General features: G+C 73.4%; 23 protein-coding genes. 14 read left to right on the forward strand and 9 right to left on the reverse strand.

Annotated features, from left to right (window positions below):
* The first annotated feature begins 9 nt into the window (after positions 1–9).
* Positions 10–885 carry a biotin--[acetyl-CoA-carboxylase] ligase gene (locus tag V6V16_RS00285; protein WP_334558361.1) on the forward strand — a complete coding sequence of 292 codons (876 nt, stop codon included), beginning with the start codon at positions 10–12 and terminating at the stop codon, positions 883–885.
* 251 nt (positions 886–1,136) lie between these two features.
* A complete protein-coding gene (locus V6V16_RS00290) occupies positions 1,137–1,709 on the forward strand; it encodes a PH domain-containing protein (RefSeq protein WP_334558364.1) in 573 nt (190 codons plus the stop codon).
* A gap of 218 nt (positions 1,710–1,927) precedes the next feature.
* On the opposite strand, the gene V6V16_RS00295 is transcribed toward V6V16_RS00290, so the two are convergent.
* Together V6V16_RS00295 and V6V16_RS00300 are read right to left on the reverse strand one after the other, a co-directional pair.
* A complete protein-coding gene (locus V6V16_RS00295) occupies positions 1,928–2,668 on the reverse strand; it encodes a GtrA family protein (protein WP_334558367.1) in 741 nt (246 codons plus the stop codon).
* Between the two features lie 62 nt (positions 2,669–2,730).
* Positions 2,731–3,276 carry a GtrA family protein gene (locus tag V6V16_RS00300; RefSeq protein ID WP_334558369.1) on the reverse strand — a complete coding sequence of 182 codons (546 nt, stop codon included), beginning with the start codon at positions 3,274–3,276 and terminating at the stop codon, positions 2,731–2,733.
* A 380-nt stretch (positions 3,277–3,656) separates the two neighbouring features.
* On the opposite strand from V6V16_RS00300, the gene V6V16_RS00305 reads away from it, so the two are divergent.
* From V6V16_RS00305 to V6V16_RS00320, 4 genes are all read left to right on the forward strand, one after another.
* Complete coding sequence (locus V6V16_RS00305) at positions 3,657–5,498, forward strand: phosphoenolpyruvate carboxykinase (GTP) (RefSeq protein WP_334558371.1); 1,842 nt, start codon at positions 3,657–3,659, stop codon at positions 5,496–5,498.
* Between the two features lie 43 nt (positions 5,499–5,541).
* Positions 5,542–6,417, forward strand: coding sequence for a hypothetical protein (locus V6V16_RS00310; RefSeq protein WP_334558373.1), 876 nt, complete (start codon positions 5,542–5,544; stop codon positions 6,415–6,417).
* Positions 6,418–6,478: 61 nt separating this feature from the next.
* Positions 6,479–7,642, forward strand: a complete 1,164-nt coding sequence (locus V6V16_RS00315; protein WP_442934010.1) for a geranylgeranyl reductase family protein — start codon at positions 6,479–6,481, stop codon at positions 7,640–7,642.
* A 31-nt stretch (positions 7,643–7,673) separates the two neighbouring features.
* On the forward strand, positions 7,674–8,444 hold the full coding sequence (locus V6V16_RS00320; RefSeq protein WP_334558377.1) for an isoprenyl transferase: 771 nt from the start codon (positions 7,674–7,676) through the stop codon (positions 8,442–8,444).
* A gap of 152 nt (positions 8,445–8,596) precedes the next feature.
* On the opposite strand, the gene otsB is transcribed toward V6V16_RS00320, so the two are convergent.
* The 3 genes from otsB to V6V16_RS00335 form a co-directional block, all read right to left on the reverse strand.
* Entirely contained in the window at positions 8,597–9,421 is an 825-nt protein-coding gene (gene otsB / locus V6V16_RS00325; RefSeq protein WP_334558379.1) for a trehalose-phosphatase, read from the reverse strand.
* 101 nt (positions 9,422–9,522) lie between these two features.
* The gene (locus V6V16_RS00330; RefSeq protein WP_334558381.1) at positions 9,523–9,876 is read right to left on the reverse strand and encodes a hypothetical protein; all 354 of its coding nucleotides are present in this window, start codon (positions 9,874–9,876) and stop codon (positions 9,523–9,525) included.
* A gap of 162 nt (positions 9,877–10,038) precedes the next feature.
* Entirely contained in the window at positions 10,039–10,479 is a 441-nt protein-coding gene (locus V6V16_RS00335; protein ID WP_334558382.1) for an XRE family transcriptional regulator, read from the reverse strand.
* A gap of 264 nt (positions 10,480–10,743) precedes the next feature.
* Here V6V16_RS00335 and V6V16_RS00340 point away from each other — a divergent pair, with 264 nt between their 5' ends.
* From V6V16_RS00340 to V6V16_RS00365, 6 genes are all read left to right on the forward strand, one after another.
* Positions 10,744–11,088 carry a hypothetical protein gene (locus tag V6V16_RS00340; RefSeq protein ID WP_334558383.1) on the forward strand — a complete coding sequence of 115 codons (345 nt, stop codon included), beginning with the start codon at positions 10,744–10,746 and terminating at the stop codon, positions 11,086–11,088.
* A gap of 28 nt (positions 11,089–11,116) precedes the next feature.
* The gene (locus V6V16_RS00345; RefSeq protein ID WP_334558384.1) at positions 11,117–11,455 is read left to right on the forward strand and encodes a hypothetical protein; all 339 of its coding nucleotides are present in this window, start codon (positions 11,117–11,119) and stop codon (positions 11,453–11,455) included.
* Positions 11,456–11,849: 394 nt separating this feature from the next.
* Positions 11,850–13,265, forward strand: coding sequence for a PhoH family protein (locus V6V16_RS00350; protein ID WP_334558385.1), 1,416 nt, complete (start codon positions 11,850–11,852; stop codon positions 13,263–13,265).
* Positions 13,266–13,541: 276 nt separating this feature from the next.
* Positions 13,542–14,240, forward strand: a complete 699-nt coding sequence (locus V6V16_RS00355; RefSeq protein ID WP_334558386.1) for a lytic transglycosylase domain-containing protein — start codon at positions 13,542–13,544, stop codon at positions 14,238–14,240.
* A 111-nt stretch (positions 14,241–14,351) separates the two neighbouring features.
* Entirely contained in the window at positions 14,352–15,005 is a 654-nt protein-coding gene (locus V6V16_RS00360) for a rhomboid family intramembrane serine protease (protein ID WP_334558388.1), read from the forward strand.
* A gap of 138 nt (positions 15,006–15,143) precedes the next feature.
* Entirely contained in the window at positions 15,144–16,112 is a 969-nt protein-coding gene (locus V6V16_RS00365; protein WP_334558390.1) for an NAD(P)/FAD-dependent oxidoreductase, read from the forward strand.
* A gap of 101 nt (positions 16,113–16,213) precedes the next feature.
* Here V6V16_RS00365 and V6V16_RS00370 read toward each other — a convergent pair whose 3' ends face one another.
* Positions 16,214–17,173, reverse strand: coding sequence for a DMT family transporter (locus V6V16_RS00370; RefSeq protein WP_334558987.1), 960 nt, complete (start codon positions 17,171–17,173; stop codon positions 16,214–16,216).
* A gap of 14 nt (positions 17,174–17,187) precedes the next feature.
* Positions 17,188–18,219 (reverse strand): class II fructose-bisphosphatase, encoded by a 1,032-nt coding sequence (gene glpX / locus V6V16_RS00375; protein WP_334558393.1) that lies wholly within the window; start codon positions 18,217–18,219, stop codon positions 17,188–17,190.
* Between the two features lie 152 nt (positions 18,220–18,371).
* Here glpX and V6V16_RS00380 point away from each other — a divergent pair, with 152 nt between their 5' ends.
* A complete protein-coding gene (locus V6V16_RS00380; protein WP_334558394.1) occupies positions 18,372–19,079 on the forward strand; it encodes a DUF4245 domain-containing protein in 708 nt (235 codons plus the stop codon).
* Positions 19,080–19,364: 285 nt separating this feature from the next.
* Entirely contained in the window at positions 19,365–20,219 is an 855-nt protein-coding gene (locus tag V6V16_RS00385) for a hypothetical protein (RefSeq protein ID WP_334558395.1), read from the forward strand.
* 357 nt (positions 20,220–20,576) lie between these two features.
* On the opposite strand, the gene V6V16_RS00390 is transcribed toward V6V16_RS00385, so the two are convergent.
* Together V6V16_RS00390 and xseA are read right to left on the reverse strand one after the other, a co-directional pair.
* Entirely contained in the window at positions 20,577–20,789 is a 213-nt protein-coding gene (locus V6V16_RS00390; RefSeq protein ID WP_334558989.1) for an exodeoxyribonuclease VII small subunit, read from the reverse strand.
* A 37-nt stretch (positions 20,790–20,826) separates the two neighbouring features.
* Complete coding sequence (gene xseA / locus V6V16_RS00395; protein WP_334558397.1) at positions 20,827–22,047, reverse strand: exodeoxyribonuclease VII large subunit; 1,221 nt, start codon at positions 22,045–22,047, stop codon at positions 20,827–20,829.
* Positions 22,048–22,281 lie beyond the last annotated feature (234 nt).

Consider the following 22,281-nt stretch of genomic DNA (forward strand, 5'->3'; position numbering starts at 1 on the left):
GCTGACGGGATGCCGGGCTCGCCGTACACCGATCTGGACCGCCCGCCGCTGTCGGCGGCGCGGCTGCGGCGCGCGCTGGTCGCCCCGCACGGACCGTGGGCCCGCCTGGAGCTGCGCGCGCAGACCGGCTCGACCAACGCCGACGTCGCCGAGGCGGCCCGGGGCGGCGAGCCGGAGGGCCTGGTGGTGGTCGCGGAGCAGCAGACCGCCGGGCGCGGCCGGCGCGGCCGCACCTGGCAGTCGCCGGCCCGGGCCGGCATCGCCACCAGCGTGCTGCTCCGGCCGGGGGAGGCCGTCGCCGACCGCGGCTGGCCGTCGGCGCCCCAGACGGGGTACGGCTGGCTGCCGCTGCTCGCCGGCGTGGCCCTGGTCGAGGCGGTGACCCGGCTGGCCGAGCTGGACGCGGGCCTGAAGTGGCCGAACGACCTGCTCGTGGACGACGCGAAGGTTGCCGGCATCCTCGCCGAGACGGTGCCGGGGCCCGGGCCGACCGCCCCGCCCGCGGTCGTCCTCGGCATCGGCCTCAACGTGACCCTCCGGGCGGACGAGCTGCCCGAGAACCCGACAGGGCTGCCGGCCACCTCACTGCAACTGGCCGGCGCGGCGGCCACCGACCGTGATCCGCTGCTGCGGGCGCTGCTGCGCGCGCTCGCCGAGTGGTACGCCCGGTGGCGCGCGGCCGGCGGGGACGCCGTCGCCAGCGGCCTGCGCGACGCCTACCTGGCGGCCTGCGCGACGATCGGCCGCCAGGTACGCGTGCTCCTGCCCGGCGGCGACGAGCTGACCGGCACCGCGACCGGCGTCGACCCCGACGGCCGCCTCCTGCTCACCACCCCCACCGGCCCCCGCTCCCTCCCCGCCGGCGACGTCCTCCACCTCCGCTAACCCCCGCCCCCGCCCCCGCCCCCGCCCCACGGCCCCACGCGATCTTGCAGTTGTCGCCCGGGCAAAGGGGGCGGAAGCTGCGGTGCCGGGGCGGAAAGTGCAAGATCGCGGGGACGGGGACGGGCGGGGACAGGCGGGGACGGGGACGGGGACGGGCGGGGACGGGGCGGGGGCGGGGTGCCGCGCGGCTGATGTCGCGGCGACGGGCGAGCGGTTACGGTCAGCGCGTCCGTTTCTACGAGGAGGTTGCCGTGGCGTTCCCCGAGGACGTGCTCACCGAGGACGAGCACGTCGTGCTGCACCTGCACCCGCACTGGAGGGCCCTGATCCGGCCGGTCGCGGTGCTCGTGCTCGCCGTCGCGGCGGTGGTGGCCGGTGTGGTCCTGCTGCCGTCCGGCGGAGGCGGCTCGATCGCGCTCGCCGTCCTCGGCGGCCTGGCCCTGATCGCGGTGCTGTGGCTGGCGCTCTGGCCGTTCCTGGTCTGGCGGAGCACCCACTACCTCTTCACCAACGAGCGGGTGCTGCTCCAGCAGGGGGTGCTCTCGCGTGACCGGCGGGACATCCCGCTGACCCGGATCAACGACCACGCGATGAACCAGCGGGTCGTCGAGCGTCTGCTCGGCTGCGGCACGCTGACCATCGAGTCCGCCGGCGAACGCGGCCAGTCCGTCCTGCGCGACGTGCCGGGCGTCGGTCAGGTCCAGACCAGGCTCTACGAGCTGGTGGAGGCCCACCACGACAAGCACTCGCTCGGCGACACCGAGATGCGCGACATCCTGGCGGACATGCACGAGGGCAAGCCGCTGCGGGACCCGAGCGCCTGAGCCCGCCCGCCGCTCCCGGCGGCCAGCGACGCGCGGCTGCGCGACGCGGTGGCCGGCAGCGACGGACGAGGAACCACCGCACCTCTATCGGGTCCGCCGACGCGCGCTCGACCCCGTGGCGGCCCGGCAGCGACGCGGCGCTGGACGACGCGGGAGGCGGTGGCCGGCAGCCACGGGCGCGGCGCTCGACCGCGTGGTGGCCGGCAGCGACGCGGCGGTCAGCGACGCGGCGGGCGCCGGGTGCTGGCCTGTAGTTCGGCGGCCAGTTCCGCTTCGAGTTCCCGGTCGAGGGAGGCGCCGCCGAGGCCCGCGGCGTCGAGCGGGGCGGGACGCCCCTGGGCCGGGGCTCCGGGGCCGGCCGCCGGCGCGGCGGCGGTGCCGGGGGCGCGGCGTTCGGTGCCCGGCGGTGGCTCGGACTCCTCCAGCTCGGAGATCGACTCGGCCAGCTCGGCCACCGGGTCCATCTCGGCCATCGTGTCCCACTCGTCGCGCGGGATGCTGTGCCAGGTCTCGGCGGCGTGCGCGGGCGCCGGTTGAAAGACGAACGTCCGGTAGGACCAGAACCGGAAGAGCGTCGCGAGCAGCACGCCGCCTGTCTTGGCCACGTTGAGGGCCAGCAGGCTGGTCATGCCCAACCCGTACTTGGCGGCGGCCAGGACGCCCAACTCGATCAGGAGCCCGGCACCGTTGAACAGGAAGAACAGGACGTATTCGCGTCTCATCGCCGATTTTGGGCGATCGCGGTACGTCCAGTGACGATTCATCAGATAAGACGTGATCGTCGCCACAATGGTCGCGATGACCGTCGCCTTCAGTTGACCGTCGACGAAAACGGTCAGTGCGAGCGCATTGAACACGGCGTAATTGATGACTGTGTTGACGCCGCCGACGATCCCGAATTTGAGCGCCTCGTGGATGAACTTCTGCCAGCGCTCAGGCAGCAGACGGACAAGACGCATGCGGGACACCTTAAGGCAGTGGGCGGGGCCGGCGGGCCCCGGCCGGACGAGTGGGCGGTGGGTCACGCCCGGTGATCTCGGTCGGGCTTCTCTTCCGGAACGGTCGGAGTTCCCGCTTCCACGAAGACGAACCGCCGGTAGGACCAGAATCGGAACAGCGTCCCGAGCCCCGTCCCGACGACGAAGCTGGCGATGTTGTCGGCCAGCGGGGTCTGGAAGACCCCCGGCCAGACGCTGCCCAGGCCGTAGCGGCTGATCGCCAGGCAGGCCACGGCGATCCCCAGGCCGACGCCGTTGAAGAAGAAGAACAGCGCGTACTCGCGGGCCGGGTTGGAGCGCTTGCGGTGTCGCCACGTCCAGAACCGGTTGCCGACGAAGGCGACGCTCGCCGCGATCACCGTGGAGATGGTCTTCGCGGTGACCTGTTCGACGCCCCGCACGCTCGTCAGGTAGTTGAAGAGCGCGAAGTCGATCAGAAAGGCGATGCCGCCCACGGTGGCGAACTTGCTCAGCTCGCGGACGAGGTGGCCGAAACGGTCCACCAGCGAGTGGATCAGACCCGGGCGGGTCTGCCGGGAGCCTGGCTCCCCGGTCGTCGTCGCGGCCACGACGCGAGCCTACCGGCTGCGGTCACCCGGCACGGGTAGCAACGACGAGCCGCCCGGCGGGTGTGCGCCTGTGGACAGAGCGTAGCTACCCGGGGCGGCCCGCCGGGAGGATTCGCGTGATCTCCGACGGCGTCGCCGTCGGGGGCCGGTGAGCTTTCCCCACAGGATTTGCGTGAAACTGCGCGTGAAAGCGGGTATCAGCTCGTGATGCCGCAGCGTGGCCGCACCTTGTGCAGTTCTTCACAACCAGTCCCACTGACTGGCGACGTCACCCGGTTTACGCTGAGGCCAATCCCAGGTTTCCACGAAGGCGACGCATAGCGCCGTCAAGACTCGTGCATCCCATAGATCGGTCAGCGTCGACCACAAGGAGATGTGTCATGGTTGCTCCGGCTACCGTTCGGGGTATCGATCAGGCCCCGACGTCCCACCCCAAACTGCTCGCCTGGGTCCGTGAGGTCGCTGAACTGACCACCCCCGACCGTGTCGTCTGGGTGGACGGGTCCGACGAGGAGTGGCGTCGCCTCACCGACGAGCTGGTCGAGGCCGGCACCCTGATCCGCCTGAACCCGGAGAAGAAGCCCAACTCGTTCTACGCCCGCACCGACCCGACCGATGTCGCCCGGGTCGAGGAGCGCACCTTCATCTGCTCCGTCGACGAGGCGGACGCCGGCCCCACCAACAACTGGATGGCCCCGGCCGAGATGAAGCGGACGATGACGGAGCTCTACCGCGGCTGCATGCGCGGACGCACCATGTACGTCATCCCGTTCTGCATGGGGCCGGTCGAGGCCGAGAGCCCCATGTTCGGCGTCGAGATCACCGACAGCCCGTACGTGGTCGCCTCCATGCGCATCATGACGCGGATGGGCACCGACGTCCTGGCGGCCATGGGCGACGACGCGAACTTCGTCCACGCGCTGCACTCCATCGGCGCCCCGCTCGCCCCCGGCCAGCAGGACGTGGCGTGGCCCTGCAACGAGACGAAGTACATCTCGCACTTCCCCGAGACCCGGGAGATCTGGTCCTTCGGCTCGGGCTACGGCGGCAACTCCCTGCTCGGCAAGAAGTGCTACTCGCTGCGGATCGCCAGCGTGATGGGGCGGGACGAGGGCTGGCTCGCCGAGCACATGCTGATCCTCAAGATCACCTCGCCCGAGGGCAAGGTCTACCACATCGCTGGCGCCTTCCCGTCAGCCTGCGGCAAGACCAACCTCGCCATGCTGGAGCCGACCATCCCCGGCTGGAAGGTCGAGACCATCGGCGACGACATCGCCTGGATGCGCTTCGGCCCCGACGGGCGCCTCTACGCGGTCAACCCGGAGTACGGCCTCTTCGGGGTCGCGCCGGGCACCGACTGGAAGACCAACGCCAACGCGATGCGGACGCTGGACCGCGGCAACTCCGTCTTCACCAACGTGGCCCTGACCGACGACGGGGACGTCTGGTGGGAGGGCATGGGCGAGCCGCCGGCGCACCTGGTCGACTGGAAGGGCAACGACTGGACGCCGGAGAGCGACAGCCTCTCCTCGCACGCGAACAGCCGCTTCTGCACCCCGATCACGCAGTGCCCCATCCTCGCCGAGGACTACTACGACCCGAACGGCGTGCCGATCGACGCGATCCTCTTCGGCGGTCGTCGCCGCGACACCATCCCGCTGGTCACCGAGGCCCGCGACTGGGTGCACGGCGTCTACATGGGCGCGACGCTCTCCTCCGAGACGACCGCCGCCGCCTCCGGCGCGGTGGGCGTCGTCCGTCGTGACCCGATGGCGATGCTGCCGTTCATCGGCTACCACGCCGGCGACTACTTCCGGCACTGGATCGAGATGGGCAAGGGCGCCGACGGCGACGAGTCCAAGCTGCCGAAGATCTACTACGTCAACTGGTTCCGCAAGGACCCGGAGGGCAGCTTCCTCTGGCCGGGCTTCGGCGAGAACTCCCGGGTGCTCAAGTGGGTCGTCGAGCGGATCGAGGGGCGCGCCGAGGCGGTGGAGACCCCGGTCGGCATGGTCCCCGCCCAGGACGCGCTCGACGTCGAGGGCCTGGACATGACCCCGGAGGACGTCCGGATCGCGCTCAAGGTCGACCCGGAGGAGTGGCGCAAGGAGCTCCCGCTGGTCACCGAGTGGTTCGAGAAATTCGGCGACAAGCTGCCCGGCGTGCTCTGGGCCGAGCTGGACGCGCTGCGCGCCCGGCTCGACGCGACGCCGCAGCGCTGAGGACAGGTGTGAGCGACGCCCGCACCGGGCAACATCGGATCTCATGAGGACGGCCGCCGCGACCGAGGTCCGGCGGCCGTCCGCCGTCCGGGCGCTGACCACGTTGCTCGCGCTGACCGCGGCGGCCACCGTCGTGGTCGAGCTGCTCAACTGGTGGTACGCCCCGGAGCAGGGCTTCGGGCTGGCGGTGCGTACCGGTTGGGCGATGCTGCGGACGCTCGGCTTCCTGCTGCTGATCGGGCACGTGCGCCGGGGCCGGACGGTGGCCCGGCCGTTCGGGCTGATCCTCGCGGTGACCACGGTCTTCGCGGTCGGCCGGTTGATCGTGCCCCGGCAGGGGGTGCCGCCGCTGCCCGGCCTGCTGGGGTTCGCCCTGCTCACCGCGCTCTGCGCCGCCGTGGTGTGGTTGCTGTACCGCTCGCCGGCGGTCGCCGGGCACCTGGTGCGCCACCGGCCCCGCCTCGTCATCGACCGGCAGGGCGTCTCCTGGCGGGAGACCCCGCCCCGGCGGCCGGAGGTCAACGGTTGGCTGCTCACGAGCCGGGTCGCCGCGTTCACCTACAGCCCGCTGATGCTCGTCCCGGCGCTGGTCGCCGGGGGTGCCGTGCTGGACGACCGGCTGGCCGCCGTGCCCGCCGTGCTGTTCTGGTTCGCCGCCGGGATCGCGACCAGCTACGCGGTGCTCTTCTGCACCGCCTTCCTCATGCGCGGCAAGGCCTGGGCGCGCACGCTGCTGGTGGTGGTCACCGCGGTCGTACTCGCCGTCGACCTGCCGCTGTGCTGGTGGCTGCTCGGCGCGGACGGGCTGGTCCGCGACGGCGGTCCGCTGCTCGCCGCCGCCGCGTTGACGCTCTACGGACTGTGGCGCGCCGTCCGCGCCGACGCGACCGAGGTGGAGGCCCGCTCGCCGAGAAGCTGACCGACGTGCCGGTGGGGTGTCCGCGCGCCGGGCCCCCGCGGCGGCAGGATGGCCGGGAGGGCTGGCCGAGGGAGGCGACGCGGTGGGCGACGAGTTCGACGTGGTGGTGGTCGGGGCCGGTCCGGCCGGGTCGGCCGCGGCGCTGGCGGCCCGGCGGGCCGGGGCGAGCGTGCTGCTGCTGGACCGGTCCGACTTTCCCCGGGACAAGCCGTGCGGGGACGGCATCGCCGCGCACGCGTTGGACGTCCTCGACGAGCTGGGGGTGCCCGGTGCGGTGGCCGGGCACGCGCCGCTGCCGGCGCTGCGACTGGTCGCCCCGGGCGGCGGCACCGTGGCCCGGGCGCTGCCCCGCCCGGCGTACACCGTGCCCCGGTCGGTCTTCGACGCCCGGCTGGTGGCGGCGGCGGTCGCGGCCGGCGCGCGGCTGCGCCGGCACACGGTGCGCCGGCTGGAGGTCCGGACCGACCGGGTGGTGCTCGACGGCGGGCTGGCGGCGCGGGCGGTGGTCGGCGCGGACGGCGCCGGGTCCGTCGTCCGGCGGGCGCTGGGACACCGGCCGAATCCCGACCGCCACCTGGCGCTCGCCATCCGGGGGTACGCCCCCGCGCTGCCCGGCCCGCCCGAACAGCTCATCGTCACCTCGGCGCCGCGCTGGCCGGCGTACGCCTGGTCGTTCCCGATCGGTGACGGCCGGGCGAACGTCGGGTACGGGGAGGTGCTGCGGGGCGAGCCGCTGACCCGGACGCACCTGGTCGACCGGCTCGGCGCGCTGCTCCCCGGCACCGACCCGGCGTCGGTCACCGACCTACGGGCCCACCACCTGCCGCTGTCGACGCACCGTCCCGATCCCGGGCACGACCGGGTGCTGCTCGCCGGGGACGCGCTCTCCCTGATCAACCCGTTCACCGGCGAGGGCATCTTCTACGCCCTGCTCTCCGGCGCGCTCGCCGGCGCGGCGGCGGCCGGCGCACCCGAACAGGCCGCCCGGCGGTACGCGGGAGCGCTGCGCCGCCGACTCGGCACCCACCTGCGGCACAGCTCGTTCGCCGCGTGGCTGGGACGCCGACGGCGGGTGGTCGACGCGGCGGTCCGCGCGGCGGGCCGGGACGAGCGGGTCTACCGGTCGGTGGTCGAGCTGGGACTGGGCGACGGCCGGCTGGACGTCCGCACCCTGGGCATGATCGGCCTCGGTCTGTCGGCGTGGGAGCGCCCTCCGAGGCGATGAATCGCCGGCCATGTCGCTACGCTGCAGGGTGATGACTCTGCGGGACCTGATCTACTCGGTGTACGAGCGCCGCCTCACGGCGAAGCTCGCGGGCAAGCCGGTGCCCCGGCACGTCGGCGTGATGTGTGACGGCAACCGCAGGTGGGCCCGGGAGATGGGCTTCGTCGACCCGAACGACGGGCACCGGGTCGGCGCTGCCAAGATCAAGCACGTGCTGGGCTGGTGCGACCAGGCCGGCATCGGGCACGTCACGCTCTACCTCCTGGCCACGGACAACCTGCGCCGGCCGGCCAGGGAACTCGACCCGCTGCTACAGATCATCGAGGATCTGGTGGTCGAGCTGGCCGAGGAGGGCAATCCCTGGCGGCTGCGCATGGTCGGGGCGCTCGACCTGCTCCCGGCCTCGACCGCCGCCGCGCTCAAGGCCGCCGAGGAACGCACCCGGGACCGCAGCGGCGGGGCCGAGGTCAACATCGCGGTGGGCTACGGCGGCCGGCGGGAGATCACCGACGCGGTGCGCTCGCTGCTGCTGGAGCACGCGGCCTCCGGCGGCACCCTGGAGGAACTCGCCGAGGTGCTGGACGTCGAGCACATCGCCGAGCACCTCTACACCCGTGGCCAGCCCGACCCCGACCTGGTGATCCGTACCAGCGGCGAGCAGCGCCTCTCCGGCTTCATGCTGTGGCAGTCGGCGCACTCGGAGTTCTACTTCTGCGAACTCAACTGGCCGGACTTCCGGCACATCGACTTCCTGCGCGCCCTACGCTCGTACGCCAACCGCCAGCGCCGCTACGGCGCCTGACCCCCCGCCGGGCCCGCGGGGCCTTCGCGATCCTGCAGTTTGTGCCCCGGCCGTGCCCGTTCTGCCCGTTGCGTCCGGGCCGAGAGTGCAAGATCGACGGCGACGGCGACGGCGACGGCGGGCGGGCGGTGGGGGCGGGTAGCGGGGGCGGGTCAGGTCAGGTGGTGGGTGGCGTTGGTGAGGAAGTCGCCCAGGGCGGCCGGGGAGTCCAGGGTCAGGTCGGCGGCCTCCGCGACCTCGCGGCCGGTCTCGGGGTTGGCGACGGCGACGCAGAAGCCGAAGAAGTGCGGATCGGCCGCGGCCCGGGCGCGCAGCGCGGCGAACGCCTTGATGTCGGAGACGTCGTCCCCGAAGTACCAGGCGCCCTCGGCGTCGCGGACGATCTCGTCGATCACCATGCCCTTGTCGCGGTCGACCGGGGGCTTGAGTTCCAGCACCATCCGCCCGGCCTGGACCCTGAGCCCGAGCCGCTCGGCCTGGTCCCGGCCCCACCGCTCCACCGTCGCGCCCAGGGGCGGCGCGGTGCGCCAGTGCAGGGCCACGGAGAGCCGCTTGTATTCCACCAGCGTGCCCTCGGGCAGTTCGGCCCGGGCCAGTTCGGCCAGCTCGGCCATGGTGGGCACCCAGGGCAGGGCCGCCGGCTCCGTGACGGTTTCACCGCCGGAGTGGCTGTGCTCCAGGCCGTAGAGGCCGTAGAGGTCGACGCCGGAGAGGCCGCCGAGGTGGTCGCGGAGGAACTCGACCGGGCGCGCGGAGACGATCGCGACCCGCCGTACGACCGGCGCGAGCGCCTCGATCGCGGCCAGCACCTTCGGTGCGGGGCGGACGGCGGTGGGATCGTCGTCGACCGGCGCCAGGGTGCCGTCGAAGTCGAAGAAGAGCACGGTCCCGGCCGACCGCCCGGCGGTCGTCCGCCAGGCCTGGTCGGCGTCCAACGGGATCCTCGGCTGCTGGTTGCCCAGATTCAACGGCGGCACGCGCGACAGCGTACCCCGGGCGGGGCGGGTCATTCCCCGGCCGAGAGGTGGCCTCCGGCCGGCACGTCGGGAGCGCGGTCGGCGCGGAGCGGGCCCGGCGGTCAGCGTTCGGCGGCTCCCCGTCCCCGCCGGCCGAACGGCACGACGGACGCATCCTGGCCGTGGTTGAGCAGGTAGCCCTCGACGAATCCGGTGTTGCGGTCGCCGGTGCGGTCCTCGATCTCCTGGAGCCTGCCGACCAGGAAGTCGGCCAGTGCGCTGACCCGGTCGTCGAGCCGGTGGTGCAGCTCGGCGACCACGGCCAGGATCACCGCGGTGCCGGCGCAGGTGAGCGCGAGGAGGTTGACGAGCATGGGAAGCTGCCCGCCGTTGACCGCTAGGGTCACCACGTTTCCGGTCACGCCCAGTGTCAGCGACACGGTGGCGATGACGACTGCCATCCACTTCAGGGTCATGGACAGACCCCTCCTTCTGTCCCGCAGGGCTGGGTTCGGCCTTGTCCCGTCCCCCCGCCGACGACGAGCCCAAGCAGTACGAGTACGGACGCTAGCGCGCCCGTTCCGGCCCCGGAGCGAAACGAATGAGTCTGACCTGCTGTTCTTTCGCCATCTGAGGAACTACCCGGCCTGTTTCCCTCGTTTTCGGACATCAACCGGCAGGGTGGGGCGGTATGCGAGATATCTGATGGTTTCCCGGATGTGGAACTTCTCCGCGTCCGAGACATCGGGATCGACGAGTCGACGCAGCAAAGCCTCCACGTCCGGGTCCATCGGCGGGGCGGTCGGGGCGCTGCGCGGGGCGGTCGTCCGCTCCCAGCCCAGCGCGGCGAAGGCGGTCGCGGGGCTGAGGCCGAGGCCCTCGCAGAACGCCACGACGCGCTCGGCCTCCGGGTCGCTGGCCCAGTCGCCCCGCACCCAGCGGTTGATGGTCTGCCGGGAGACGCCGGTGCGGCGGGAAACCTCGGTTCCGCTCCAGGCCCGGGTGGCCCGGGCCTCGTCGAGGGCCCTGCGGACGAAGGTGGCGAAGGCGATCTTCCGTGCGTTGGCCGTCTCGGTCACCCGGTGACGGTACGACCAGCCGGCCACCGATGCGCGTCCTGGCACGCTGTTGTCACGCTGACGTGACGTGTTCGTCGAGGTGCCGGTAAACGGTCCGGCACCGCTTCTGAGGGGTGTCACCTGGGCATGATAGATGCCCGTAGAGGTCGCGGTAATCGGACGATAAGCTGATACTGTCACGTCCATGGGACAATCTACGGTGTGTCTCGTGCATGAGACGATTGGTGCTCAGGTGCGTCACGTCCCCGGCGCGAGGGGGGTGTGGTGACCGAGCTAGCCACCCGTACGCAGGCCTTCGGCCTGATCGCGGAGGGGGTGGCCGCGGGCCTGAGCGCGCCGTGGCGGCTCTACCTCGCCCGCGGCTGCCGTTACCTGTCGCTCAGCGTCGGGGACCGCGCCGAGTGGGACGCCTGGCGTACCCATCTCGGCTGTCCCGAGCTCAGCGTCCGGGTGTACGAGTCCGGCGGCGAGATCCGCCGCTCCTCGGTGGCCGAGGTCCTCCTGGACGGCTGCCGGATCAGCGTCGAGCTGGTCGAGGAGGTGAGCACGGACGACCTGGACCGGCTGCTGGTCGCCGAGCCCGCCCCGACCGAGCCGGAGGAGCGATGAGCCGGCAGCCGCGGGGCGGAGCCGCCGAATGAGCCCCTTCCTCGCCGTCTTCCTCGTGCTCGTCCTCGGCGCCACGAGCTACGCGGCCGGCCGGCTGCACGGTCAGCTCAGCTACCGGATCGGCTACCGGTTCGGCTACCGCCAGGGCTACTTCGACGGCGACCGGGGGGCCTGGAACCGGCGCCGCCGCGACGCCCAGGCGGCGATCGCCTCCGCGCTGGCCGGTCCGGCGCCCGTCGCCACCACCCGGGCCGCCGGCGCGGTGGGCCGGGCGGGCACCACCTACACCGGCTCGTCGTTCGCCGCGCCGGCCGCCCCGGTCGCCGGGCGGCACCCGACCGGGACCCTGGTCCGCCGGAGCGGTTGACCCCGGTCGACGGGGAGCCCGAGACCCCGTCGACCGGCCGCCAGACGCGGTGCGTCGTCCGCGGCGGACACGCACCGTCGGGGCCACGTCAGACCGGTGACGGTGGTCCCGCCGGCCGGGATGCGCGCAGGGGGCATGCATCCCGGCCGGTTCCGCCGCGTTCGGGCCCGGCCGCCGACCCGTTCACCGGCCGGTCACCGGTGATCCACGATCGCCCTCTAGCCCGCGGGGTCCGACGCCGCTAGCGTCTAGGCATGGCACGGGGTTCTCCCGGGCCAGCCGGTCCGCCCGGATCTGCGACCTCGCGCACGGGGTTCCGCATCCGACCCCGTGTCCCCGGGCACCGGAGGAGGCGGAACACGGGTGGCGGGTGCCCATCCGTCGGAGCAGGCCTGTGACGACTCGCCGTACGCCCGCCGGTGCCGACCAGACCCCGGCCGCGACTGCCACGACCCGCCGCGCCACCCGGAGCCGCCGCAGCGCGTCCGACGCTCCGGTCGGCACCGAGGAGCCCCGACCAGCGGGCCAGGCATTCGTCCTGGACACCTCGGTGCTCCTGTCCGACCCGGCGGCCTTCCACCGCTTCGCCGAGCACGAGGTGGTCCTGCCCCTCGTGGTCATCTCCGAGCTGGAGGGCAAGCGGCACCACCCGGAGCTGGGCTGGTTCGCCCGGCAGTCCCTGCGGATGCTGGACGAGCTGCGGGTCCGGCACGGGCGGCTGGACCGTCCGGTGCCCGCGAACGACTCCGGCGGCACGCTGCGGGTGGAGCTCAACCACTCCGACGACGGTGTGCTGCCGCCGGGCTTCCGTACCGACTCCAACGACGCCCGGATCCTCTCCGTCGCGCTGAACCTCGCGGCCGAGGGGCGGGAGGTGACGCTGGTCAGCAAGGACATGCCGCTGCGGGTCAAGGCCGCCTCGGTGGGCCTGCGGGCCGACGAGTACCGGCACGGCCAGGCCAGCGATCCCACCTGGACCGGGATGGCCGAGCTGGAGCTGGCCGAGGAGCAGATCGGGCGGCTCTACGCCGGCGAGGCGCTCGACCTGGACGCCGCCGCCGGGCTGCCCTGTCACACCGGCCTGGTGCTGCACTCGGGTCGGGGTTCGGCGCTCGGCCGGGTGCTGCCGGACAAGACGGTACGGCTGGTCCGCGGCGACCGGGAGGCGTTCGGGCTGCACGGCCGCTCGGCCGAGCAGCGGATCGCGCTCGACCTGCTGCTGGACGAGTCGGTCGGGATCGTCTCGCTGGGCGGGCGGGCCGGCACCGGCAAGTCGGCGCTGGCCCTCTGTGCCGGGCTGGAGGCGGTCATGGAGCGCCGCCGGCACAAGAAGGTCGTGGTCTTCCGCCCGCTCTACGCGGTGGGCGGCCAGGAACTGGGCTACCTGCCCGGTTCGGAGTCGGAGAAGATGTCGCCCTGGGCGCAGGCGGTCTTCGACACCCTCGGCGCGGTGGTGCACGAGAACGTGCTGGACGAGGTCACCTCGCGGGGCCTGCTGGAGGTGCTGCCGCTGACGCACATCCGGGGGCGCAGCCTGCACGACGCCTTCGTCATCGTCGACGAGGCGCAGTCGCTGGAGCGCGGGGTGCTGCTGACGGTGCTCTCCCGGATCGGGCAGGGCTCCCGGGTGGTGCTCACCCACGACGTGGCCCAGCGGGACAATCTCCGCGTCGGACGGCACGACGGGGTGACCGCGGTGATCGAGGCGCTCAAGGGCCACCCGCTCTTCGCCCACGTCACCCTCAGCCGTTCCGAGCGTTCGCCGATCGCGGCGATGGTCACGGATCTTCTGGAGGACATCCCGCATTGATGGGGGATATGTAGCCATTTGCCCGCATTCTAGATGTGGTGCAGATCACTATTTGGCGTCTTGGTTTCCCATCGGCCTCACCGTGCGCGATGGTGTCCCACGAGCGCCCACGTACCGAGAAGATCGTTGGTGATCGTTCGTCACAGGACGCGCCAGCATCCACTCGGGTGCGTCGGCTACGACCGGCACCGGGTCGGGGCGCTCGCGGCGAGGACCGCACCCCACCCGGGGTGTCGCCCCGCGCCGCGTCCTTGCACCCGACGAAGGGACCACTTCGTGAGTCGGCTGTGGAGCCGGTTCGGCGCCCGTACGGCCGCTGTCGCGCTGCTCTCCGTGGGCGTCGCTGGCGGCGTCTACCTGGGCGAAGACCGAGAGACCCAGCAGCAGGGCCTGACCGCTCAGGTCTCGGCCGCCGTCGAGCAGGCCGAGTTCGAGTACCAGCGTGAGCGGCAGGCCGCCCACCAGGTCCAGTCCGCGCAGCAGCGAGCCGCCGAGTACCAGGCGAAGCTGCGGGCCGCCGCCGCGGCCAAGGAGGCCGCCAGGCGGGCCCGCGAGGCCGAGGCCGCCGCCGCGTCGCGGAAGAAGGCCCGCGAGGCCGCCGCCAAGGCCGCCGCCGAGAAGGCCACCGAGAGCAAGCCGTACGCGGGGCCCATCCCGGCGTCCTGCTCCGAGTACGGCGGCAACCGCAAGATCGGCTGCGCGCTCATGGTGAAGGCGGGCTTCGGGATGGACCAGTTCCCGTGCCTGAACAAGCTCTGGGACAAGGAGAGCGGCTGGAACCACAAGGCGCAGAACCCGTCCTCCGGGGCGTACGGCATCCCGCAGGCGCTGCCCGGCAGCAAGATGGGCTCCGTCGCCGACGACTGGCGGACCAACCCGACGACCCAGATCAAGTGGGGCCTCGGCTACATCGAGGGCCGCTACGGCACGCCCTGCTCCGCCTGGGCGAAGTCGCAGAGCTCGGGCTGGTACTAGATCGACCTTCGACGGCGGGGTGTGTGGGCGTCCACACACCCCGCCGTCGTCGTCGGGTACGGATCGCCGCAGAAGTGGCGGCTCGGCTCCTCACCTGATAGCTCTTGACGGGTGACCCTGCTCCCGGGAAGCGGCGACCCGCACCGATTCGGCACCGAGGCGTTCTACGCCGCCCTCGGCCGGGCCTTCGTCGCCATGTGCGCGGTGGTGCCGTTCCTCTTCCTCATCGAGGCCCTCGACCAGGGGCTCGCGGTCGGTCTCGACGCCACGGCCGGGATCATCCCGAAGCGCATCGACGGGCTCGACGGTGTCTTCTTCTCGCCGTTCCTGCACCACGGCTTCGACCACCTCTACAGCAACAGCATCCCGCTGATCCTGCTCGGCACCTTCGTCCTCGCCGCCGGCGCCCGCCGCTTCCTCTGGTCGACGCTCGTCATCATCCTGGTCAGCGGGCTGGGGGTGTGGTTCACCGGCTCCTCGACCTCCGTGGTGGTGGGCGCGAGCGGCGTGATCTTCGGCTACCTCGGCATCCTGCTCACCCGGGGCATCGTCGAGCGGAGCTGGTGGAACTTCGCGGTCTTCCTGCTGGTCGGCCTCCTCTACGGCTGGCAGCTGGTCGGCATCCTCCCCACCGACGAACGGATCTCCTGGCAGGGGCACCTGTTCGGGCTGCTCGGCGGGGTCGTCGCCGCGGTCATCTTCCGGCGCCGGCGCGGTGACCTCGGCGGGCCGTACCGCTCGGAGTCCACCCTCACCATGCCCTGAGCCGGCCGGGTGGCCGGTGCGCCGCCGACGCGCCGGTGCCGTGCGGATCTGGTGGGACGTCCTTGCCCGGACGCGCCGCCGGTCCTACCGTCGAAATCAGCACGCGTTGATCCGTGAGCGGAAAGCGACGGTACGCCCATGCGCGAGGTCGATGTCGCGGTGATCGGGGCCGGCCCCACCGGGCTGTTCGCGGCGTACTACGCCGGGTTCCGCGGGCTCTCCGTCGCGGTCGTCGACGCGCTGCCCGAGCCCGGCGGCCAGATCACCGCCATGTACCCGGAGAAGTTGATCCACGACGTGGCCGGCTTTCCGGCCGTCCGCGGGCGGGACCTGGTGGCCAACCTCGTCGCCCAGGCGGCGCCCTTCGACCCGTGCTACCTCCTCGGCACCCGCGCCGAGAAGCTCTCCCACGTCGACGGCCGGCCGGTGCTCGGTCTCGCCGGGGGCGAGCAGCTCGGCTGCGGCGCGGTGATAGTCACCGGCGGGCTGGGCAGCTTCACGCCCCGGCCGCTGCCGGTGGCGGAGCAGTTCGTCGGCACCGGGATCGTCTACTTCGTACCGCAGCCGGCCGAGCTGGCCGACCGGGACGTGCTCATCGTCGGCGGCGGCGACTCCGCCTTCGACTGGGCGCTGACGCTCCAGCCGCTGGCCCGCTCGGTGACGGTGGTGCACCGGCGGGAGAAGTTCCGGGCGCACGCGGGCACCGTCGCCCGGGTGCTGGGGCTGCCCGTCCGCGTGATCGTGAACGCCGAGGTGACCGGGCTGTACGGGGAGGGCGCGGTCACCGGCGCCGAGATCACCGTACGTGGCGGCGCGGCCGAGCTGCTGCCGGTGGACACGGTGGTGGCCGCCCTCGGCTTCACCGCCGACCTCGGCCCGCTGGCCGAGTGGGGCCTGCGGCTGGACCGCCGGCACATCCTGGTCGACAGCGCGATGGCGACCAACCTGCCCCGGGTCTTCGCGGCGGGCGACATCACCGAATACCCCGGCAAGGTGCGGCTGATCGCGACCGGCTTCGGCGAGGCCGCCACGGCGGTCAACAACGCGGCCGTGGCGATCGACCCGAGCGCGCACCTCTTCCCCGGCCACTCGTCCGACGGCACCTGACGCGCCGCTAACGTGGCCCGCGCTCGCCGGGCCGGCCCGCGCGCCGCCGGTCGCGGCGCTGTGCCGTCGCGCCCCGGCCGGGGCGACCGGTGGGGCGGGGGTCAGCGCCCGGTTCGGGGCGGCGGCGCGAGGGCCGCGACGAGGACCGCGACCATGGTCAGCGCCGCACCGAGCAGGGTGACGGGGCCCGGGCGGGAGGCCGCCGTGGGCAGCAGCAGGTCCAGCAGTACGGCGCCGACGATCTGCCCGGCGATCGTGGCCAGGCCGAGCAGCAGCACGCCGGTGAACCGGACGATCGCGGCGGCGATCGCGATGAAGACGATCCCGATCGGCCCGCCCAGGTAGAGCCACGGCTCCCTCGGCGCGCCGCCAGCCGGCCAGCCTCGCGACGCGACGTCGACGGCGAAGGCGACCAGCAGGACCACCGTGCCGACGGAGAAGTTGACCAGGGTGGCGGTCAGCGCACTGCCGGAGGCCATCCGCACCCGGCCGTTGACGGCCTGCTGCCAGGCGATGGCCACCCCGGCGAACATCGGCAGCAGCGCCAGCCCGAGGGCGCCCGGATCGCCGAGCCGGTCACCGACGGCCAGCAGGACCGCGACCACGGTCAGCGCCGCGCCGGCCAGCCGCTGGCCGGTCACCGGCTGGGGGCCGCCCGGGCCGACCCCGGCCCGGTCCACGGCCAGGCTGCTGCCGGACTGGCCGGCCACCACCGCGACCGTGAAGATCGCCACGCCGAGGGTGCCGATCGTCAGCCCCTGGGCGGCGACCAGGAACGCCCCGCACACGCCGCCGAGGCACTGCCACGGCCGCAGCGTGCCGTCGGCGAGCGCGCCGCGCAGGGCGGACAGTCCCCGCCGCCCGGCCGGGGTGGCGGGGACCAGCACCAGCAGCACCAGCAGGCCCGACCCGAAGGAGACCACCGCGGCGGCGATCCCGTCGGCCAGGCGTACGCCCAGCTCGCCGTTGATCCGGGACTGCACGGCCACGGCGACGCCCGAGGCGGTCGCCAGGCCCACGCCGGTGATCCGGCGGGCCGCCGACGGGGTCGGCGGGGCCATCGTCCCGGCGGCGTTCACTCCTGCTCGGCCAGGGGACGCCCGTCGAAGTCGACCGCCGAGTAGAGGGCCAGCTTCTCCAGCCGGTGGTACGAGTCGATGACCCGGATCGTGCCACTCTTCGAGCGCATCACGATTGACTGCGTGTACGCCCCGCCGGAGCGGTAGCGGACGCCGCGCAGCAGGTCGCCCGAGGTGACGCCGGTCGCCACGAAGAAGCAGTTGTCGCCGGTGACGAGTTCGTCGGTGGTGAGCACCCGGTCCAGGTCGTGCCCGGCGGCGAGTGCCTTCTCCCGCTCCTCGGCGTCGCGCGGCCAGAGCTTGGCCTGCATCGCCCCGCCCATGCACTTCAGCGCGCAGGCGGAGATGATCCCCTCGGGGGTGCCGCCGATGCCCATCAGCACGTCGACGTCGGACTCGCCCCGGGCCGCCGCGATGGAGCCGGCGATGTCGCCGTCGGAGATGAACCGGATGCCCGCGCCGGCCCGGCGGATCTGCGTGACCAGGTCGTCGTGGCGGCTGCGGTCCAGTACGCAGACCGTCACCTCGGAGAGGTCGGTGCCCTTGACCTTGGCGATCCGGCGCAGGTTCTCGGCCACCCCGGCGTTGATGTCCACCACGTCGGCGTAGGCCGGGCCGACGGCGAGCTTCTCCATGTAGAACACGGCGCTCGGGTCGAACATCGCTCCCCGCTCGGAGACGGCGAGCACCGCCAGCGCGTTCGGCATGCCCTTGCTCATCAGCGTGGTGCCGTCGACCGGGTCGACCGCGACGTCCACCTCCGGACCGGTGCCGTCGCCGACCTCCTCCCCGTTGAAGAGCATCGGCGCGTTGTCCTTCTCGCCCTCGCCGATCACCACCACGCCCCGCATGGGGATCGAGTTGATCAGCTTGCGCATCGCGTCGACGGCGGCTCCGTCGCCGCCCTCCTTGTCGCCCCGGCCGACCCAGCGCCCGGCGGCCATCGCCGCGGCCTCGGTGACCCGGACCAGGTCGAGGGCGAGGTTGCGGTCGAGATCCTGCGGGATCCGGGTCCTGGTGTTCGTCATGACGGCTCCTCCTCGCGACGTTGCGGGGCGGCAGGGTGCGGCGTCGCCGCTGCCGGCTTTGTCGCTGATCCTCACACGATGGCTCACCCGGCGTCGGGTCGGGGCGGTGATGGCACCGATACGGCCGGTCGGGCGGCTGCGAAGATGGCGGGGTGGAACCCGCACAGCCTGCCGATCGCGTACCCGCCGACCCGACCCCGCCGGACGGCCAGCCGCCGCTGGTCTCCTCCGCCGCCGTACCGGAGGGGGAACCGGCGCTGGTCGAACCCGCCGGCGCGCCCCGCACGGCCCCGTCCGACGACGCGGCCGGGACGGGCGAGCGGCCCGCGCCCGTGCCGGCGGCCGACACCCGCAAGTCGGAGCGGTCGCCGAAGGACATGGCGATCTCGCTGCTCGTGCTGCTGATCCCGATCGCCCTCCTGTTCGCCTTCCACCGGGGATTCCTCGGCGGCGACCAGCCGGTCACCGTCGACCCCGCGCCCGCCGTCGAGTCGGCGCGGGCCGCCAACGCCTTCCCCGTCAGCGAGCCGGCGGAGCTGGGCGACGCCTGGCGTACGGTCAGCGCGAACTTCCAGACCGCAGAGGGCGGTTCGACCCTGCGCCTCGGCTATCTCACCCCGGAGGGGCGGGGCGCCCAGTTGGTGCAGAGCAGCGTGCCGCCGGAGCGGCTGCTGCCGACCGAGCTGACCGCCGAGGGGCGGCCGCAGGGGCAGACCGAACTGGGCGGGCGCACCTGGCAGCGGTACACGGCCCGGGGCAACGAACAGGCGTTGGTCCTGCTCGAACCCGACCGGACGGTGATCGTGGTCGGCGACGCCCGGGACAACGAACTGCGGCATCTGGCCGGGGCGATCCGGTAGCAGCCGCGAGGGCTCTGAGCGGGCTTACGGGCTGCTCGGCCGGGCCGCTCGACCGTGCGGCGGGGCGGCCTCGGCCGTCCCGTTCGCGCTTTCCGGGGTCACCCGGGAGGGGCAACCGGACAACACGGTGATTGTGCGACGCGGCGACAGGGAACAGGAGAGGAGCGGACCCGACCGGACGCTCCGGCAACCGGACCCCCGGGTTCGCGCGGCGCGGCCGAGGTGGCCCGCCGCCGGCTTCCGGCCGCCGCCAGGTGCGTCGGGTGACCCACGTGGGAGACACGTATGACTGTTCGACGCCTGAGCGCGGGCCTCGTGGCCGCCGCGCTGTTCACTCCCGGTCTGGCCGCCTGCAACGCCACCGGCACCCCGACGGCGGGCTCGTCCGGCACACCGAGCATCTCGGCGTCCGGTGCGCCCGCGGCCTCCGGCGCAGCCTCCCCGGGCTCCGGGGACGCCAAGCAGGCGCTGCTGGCCTCCACCCGCGAGATCAGCAACGGCAACTTCCGCTTCACCATGTCCGGCGTCGGCTCCACGGCGGAGGGACGGGTGCACGAGCCCACCCAGAGCGCCGAGATGCGGGTGACGATCGGCAAGCCGACCGACGACCTGTTCATGAAGCTCGACCTCGTGCACTACAAGCCGGACAGCTGGGTGAAGGTCGAGCTGGGCGGCACGACCGCCAAGAGCGTGCCGGGCGTGCAGAAGCTGAACCTCGGCAAGTACCAGCACCTGGACCAGACCCGCATCAAGGGCAACCGCAACCTCGGCTTCGACTTCGACAAGGTCGACCCCGCCGGCAGCGAGGTGCTGACGCAGGGCATCACGGAGGTGCGTCAGACGGGTGACGGCACGTACGCCGGCACCATTGACGTGTCGAAGGCCGCGCAGGCGGGGTCGGTGGACCCAACGGTCATCACGGCCCTCGGCGCGCAGGCCAAGTCGGTGCCGTTCACCGCGAAGCTCGACCCGCAGGGTCGGCTCAGCGAGATGCTCATCCAGATCCCGGCCGTCGGCCAGACGAAGGCCCAGGACATCAAGATCACCTACTCGGACTACGGCAGCGCCACCGCGGCGCAGAAGCCGCCGGCGGACCAGGTGGTCGAGGCGCCGGCCGAGCTCTACAACCTGTTCAACTGACCCGATCCCCGGGCACGTCGGGCACAGCGGTCGTGGTGGGTGGCGGACGGCGCGAGGCGCTCCGTGCCACCCACCACGAGCCGTGCTCGCCGAGCGGGGCCACTCCTGCGTGCCCCACGGGACGCGCCCCACCCGGCCGGTGACCGGCGGCGACGCCCCGGCGTCGTCGCCGGTTCGCGCATGCCGACCTGGCGCGGGCGGTCCAGCCGAGGGCCCGGGGGTCCCGCCGGGGCTCTACCGGCCCGGTCGGCCGGTCCCGCCGGGGCACGCCGGCCCCGTCGGCCGGTCCCGCCGGGGCACGCCGGCCCCGCCGCGGCACACCGGTGCGGCGCGGGCCGTGCCGGCGCGACGGCAGCGTCAGGAGGGCGCTTCCTGGCGGGCGGCGTCGATACGGGCGCGGGCGCCGTCGAGCCAGCGCTGGCAGATCTCGGCGAGCTTCTCGCCGCGCTCCCAGAGCGCCAGCGACTCCTCCAGGGTGGTGCCGCCGGCCTCCAGCCGCTCGACCACCGAGGCCAGCTCGGCGCGGGCCTGCTCGTAGCTGAGCCGCTCGTCCTTCTTCTCGTCAGTCATCGCTGCCATCCCACCACATCGTGATCCCCGTTCCCGCTCAGCCGTCGACCGTGGCGGCCAGCTCGCCGTCGGCGAGCCGCACGCGGAGCGGGTCGCCCCTGCCGACCTCGGACGCGGCACGTACGACGTGGCCGTCGCCGCGCTGGACGATCGCGTAGCCCCGGTCGAGGGTGGCGGCGGGGGAGAGGGCACGCAGCCGGGCCAGGGTGTGCCGCAGGTCGTCGTCGGCGGCGGTGAGCCGGTGGTCGAGGCAGCGCCCGGCCCGCTGCCGGAGCCCGGTCAGGTCGGTGACCCGCTGGTCGACCATGACCTGCGGGCGGGCCAGCACCGGCCGGGAGCGCAGCCCGTCGAGCCGGTGCGACTCGCGGTCGACCAGGTGGCGCACCGCGCGTTCGAGGCGGTGCCGGGCCTGCCGGATGAGGCGCACCTCCTCCGCGAGATCCGGTACCACGCGCTTGGCGGCGTCGGTCGGCGTCGAGGCCCGCAGGTCGGCGACGTAGTCGACCAGTGGGGTGTCGGTCTCGTGGCCGATCGCGCTGACCACCGGCGTGCGGCAGGCGAAGACGGCCCGGCAGAGCGCCTCGTCGGAGAAGGGGAGCAGGTCCTCGATGCCGCCCCCGCCCCGGGCGATGATGATCACGTCGATCGTCGGGTCGGCGTCGAGCACCTTGAGCGCGTCGACGATCTGCGGGACCGCGCCCGGGCCCTGCACCGCCACGTTGACGGTGCGGAACTCGACCGCCGGCCAGCGCCGGCGGGCGTTGGTGAGCACGTCCCGCTCGGCGGCCGAGGCGCGGCCCGTGATCAGCCCGATCCGGGTGGGCAGGAACGGTGGCCGGCGCTTGCGCGCCCGGTCGAAGAGCCCCTCGGCGGCCAGCAGCTTCTTGAGCTTCTCCAGCCGGGCCAGCAGCTCGCCCAGGCCGACCTGCCGGATCTCGTCGGCACGCAGGCTGAGCGTGCCCCGGGCGGCGTAGAACTCGGGCTTGGCGTGCAGCACCACCCGGGCGCCCTCGCGCAGCTCCGGCGCGCCCACGTCGAGGACGTCGCGGTTGGTGGTGACGGTCAGGCTCAGGTCGGCCGACGGGTCGCGCAGGGTGAGGAAGACGGTGCTGGCACCCGGCCGCCGGCTGATCTGCGCCACCTGGCCGTCCACCCAGACCCAGCCCAGCCGGGCGATCCAGGCGCCGACCTTCTGGCTGACCACGCGGACCGGCCACGGCTCGTCGGACGTGCTCCGGCCCACCTCGCCTGTGCTCACCCGCCCACCCTACGGGCCACCCCGGACAGGCCCGCGTGGCCTCGGGCCTCGCCGGGGGACGGCGGCCGGCGTACCGCAGGCGGCCCCGCGGCCGGGCCTCGGCGGCCCGGGCGAGGGCGGGTGCCCCGACGAGACGGACCTCCTGCGGGCGGGCGGCGCGGACCCGGGGCCCGTACCGGTGGCCGTGCGCGCTGCCGGTGCGCCCCTTCTGCCCGGCTGCGGTCCGCGTCGCGG

This window comes from Micromonospora sp. CPCC 205561, from assembly GCF_036906775.1.
Taxonomy (GTDB): domain Bacteria; phylum Actinomycetota; class Actinomycetes; order Mycobacteriales; family Micromonosporaceae; genus Micromonospora.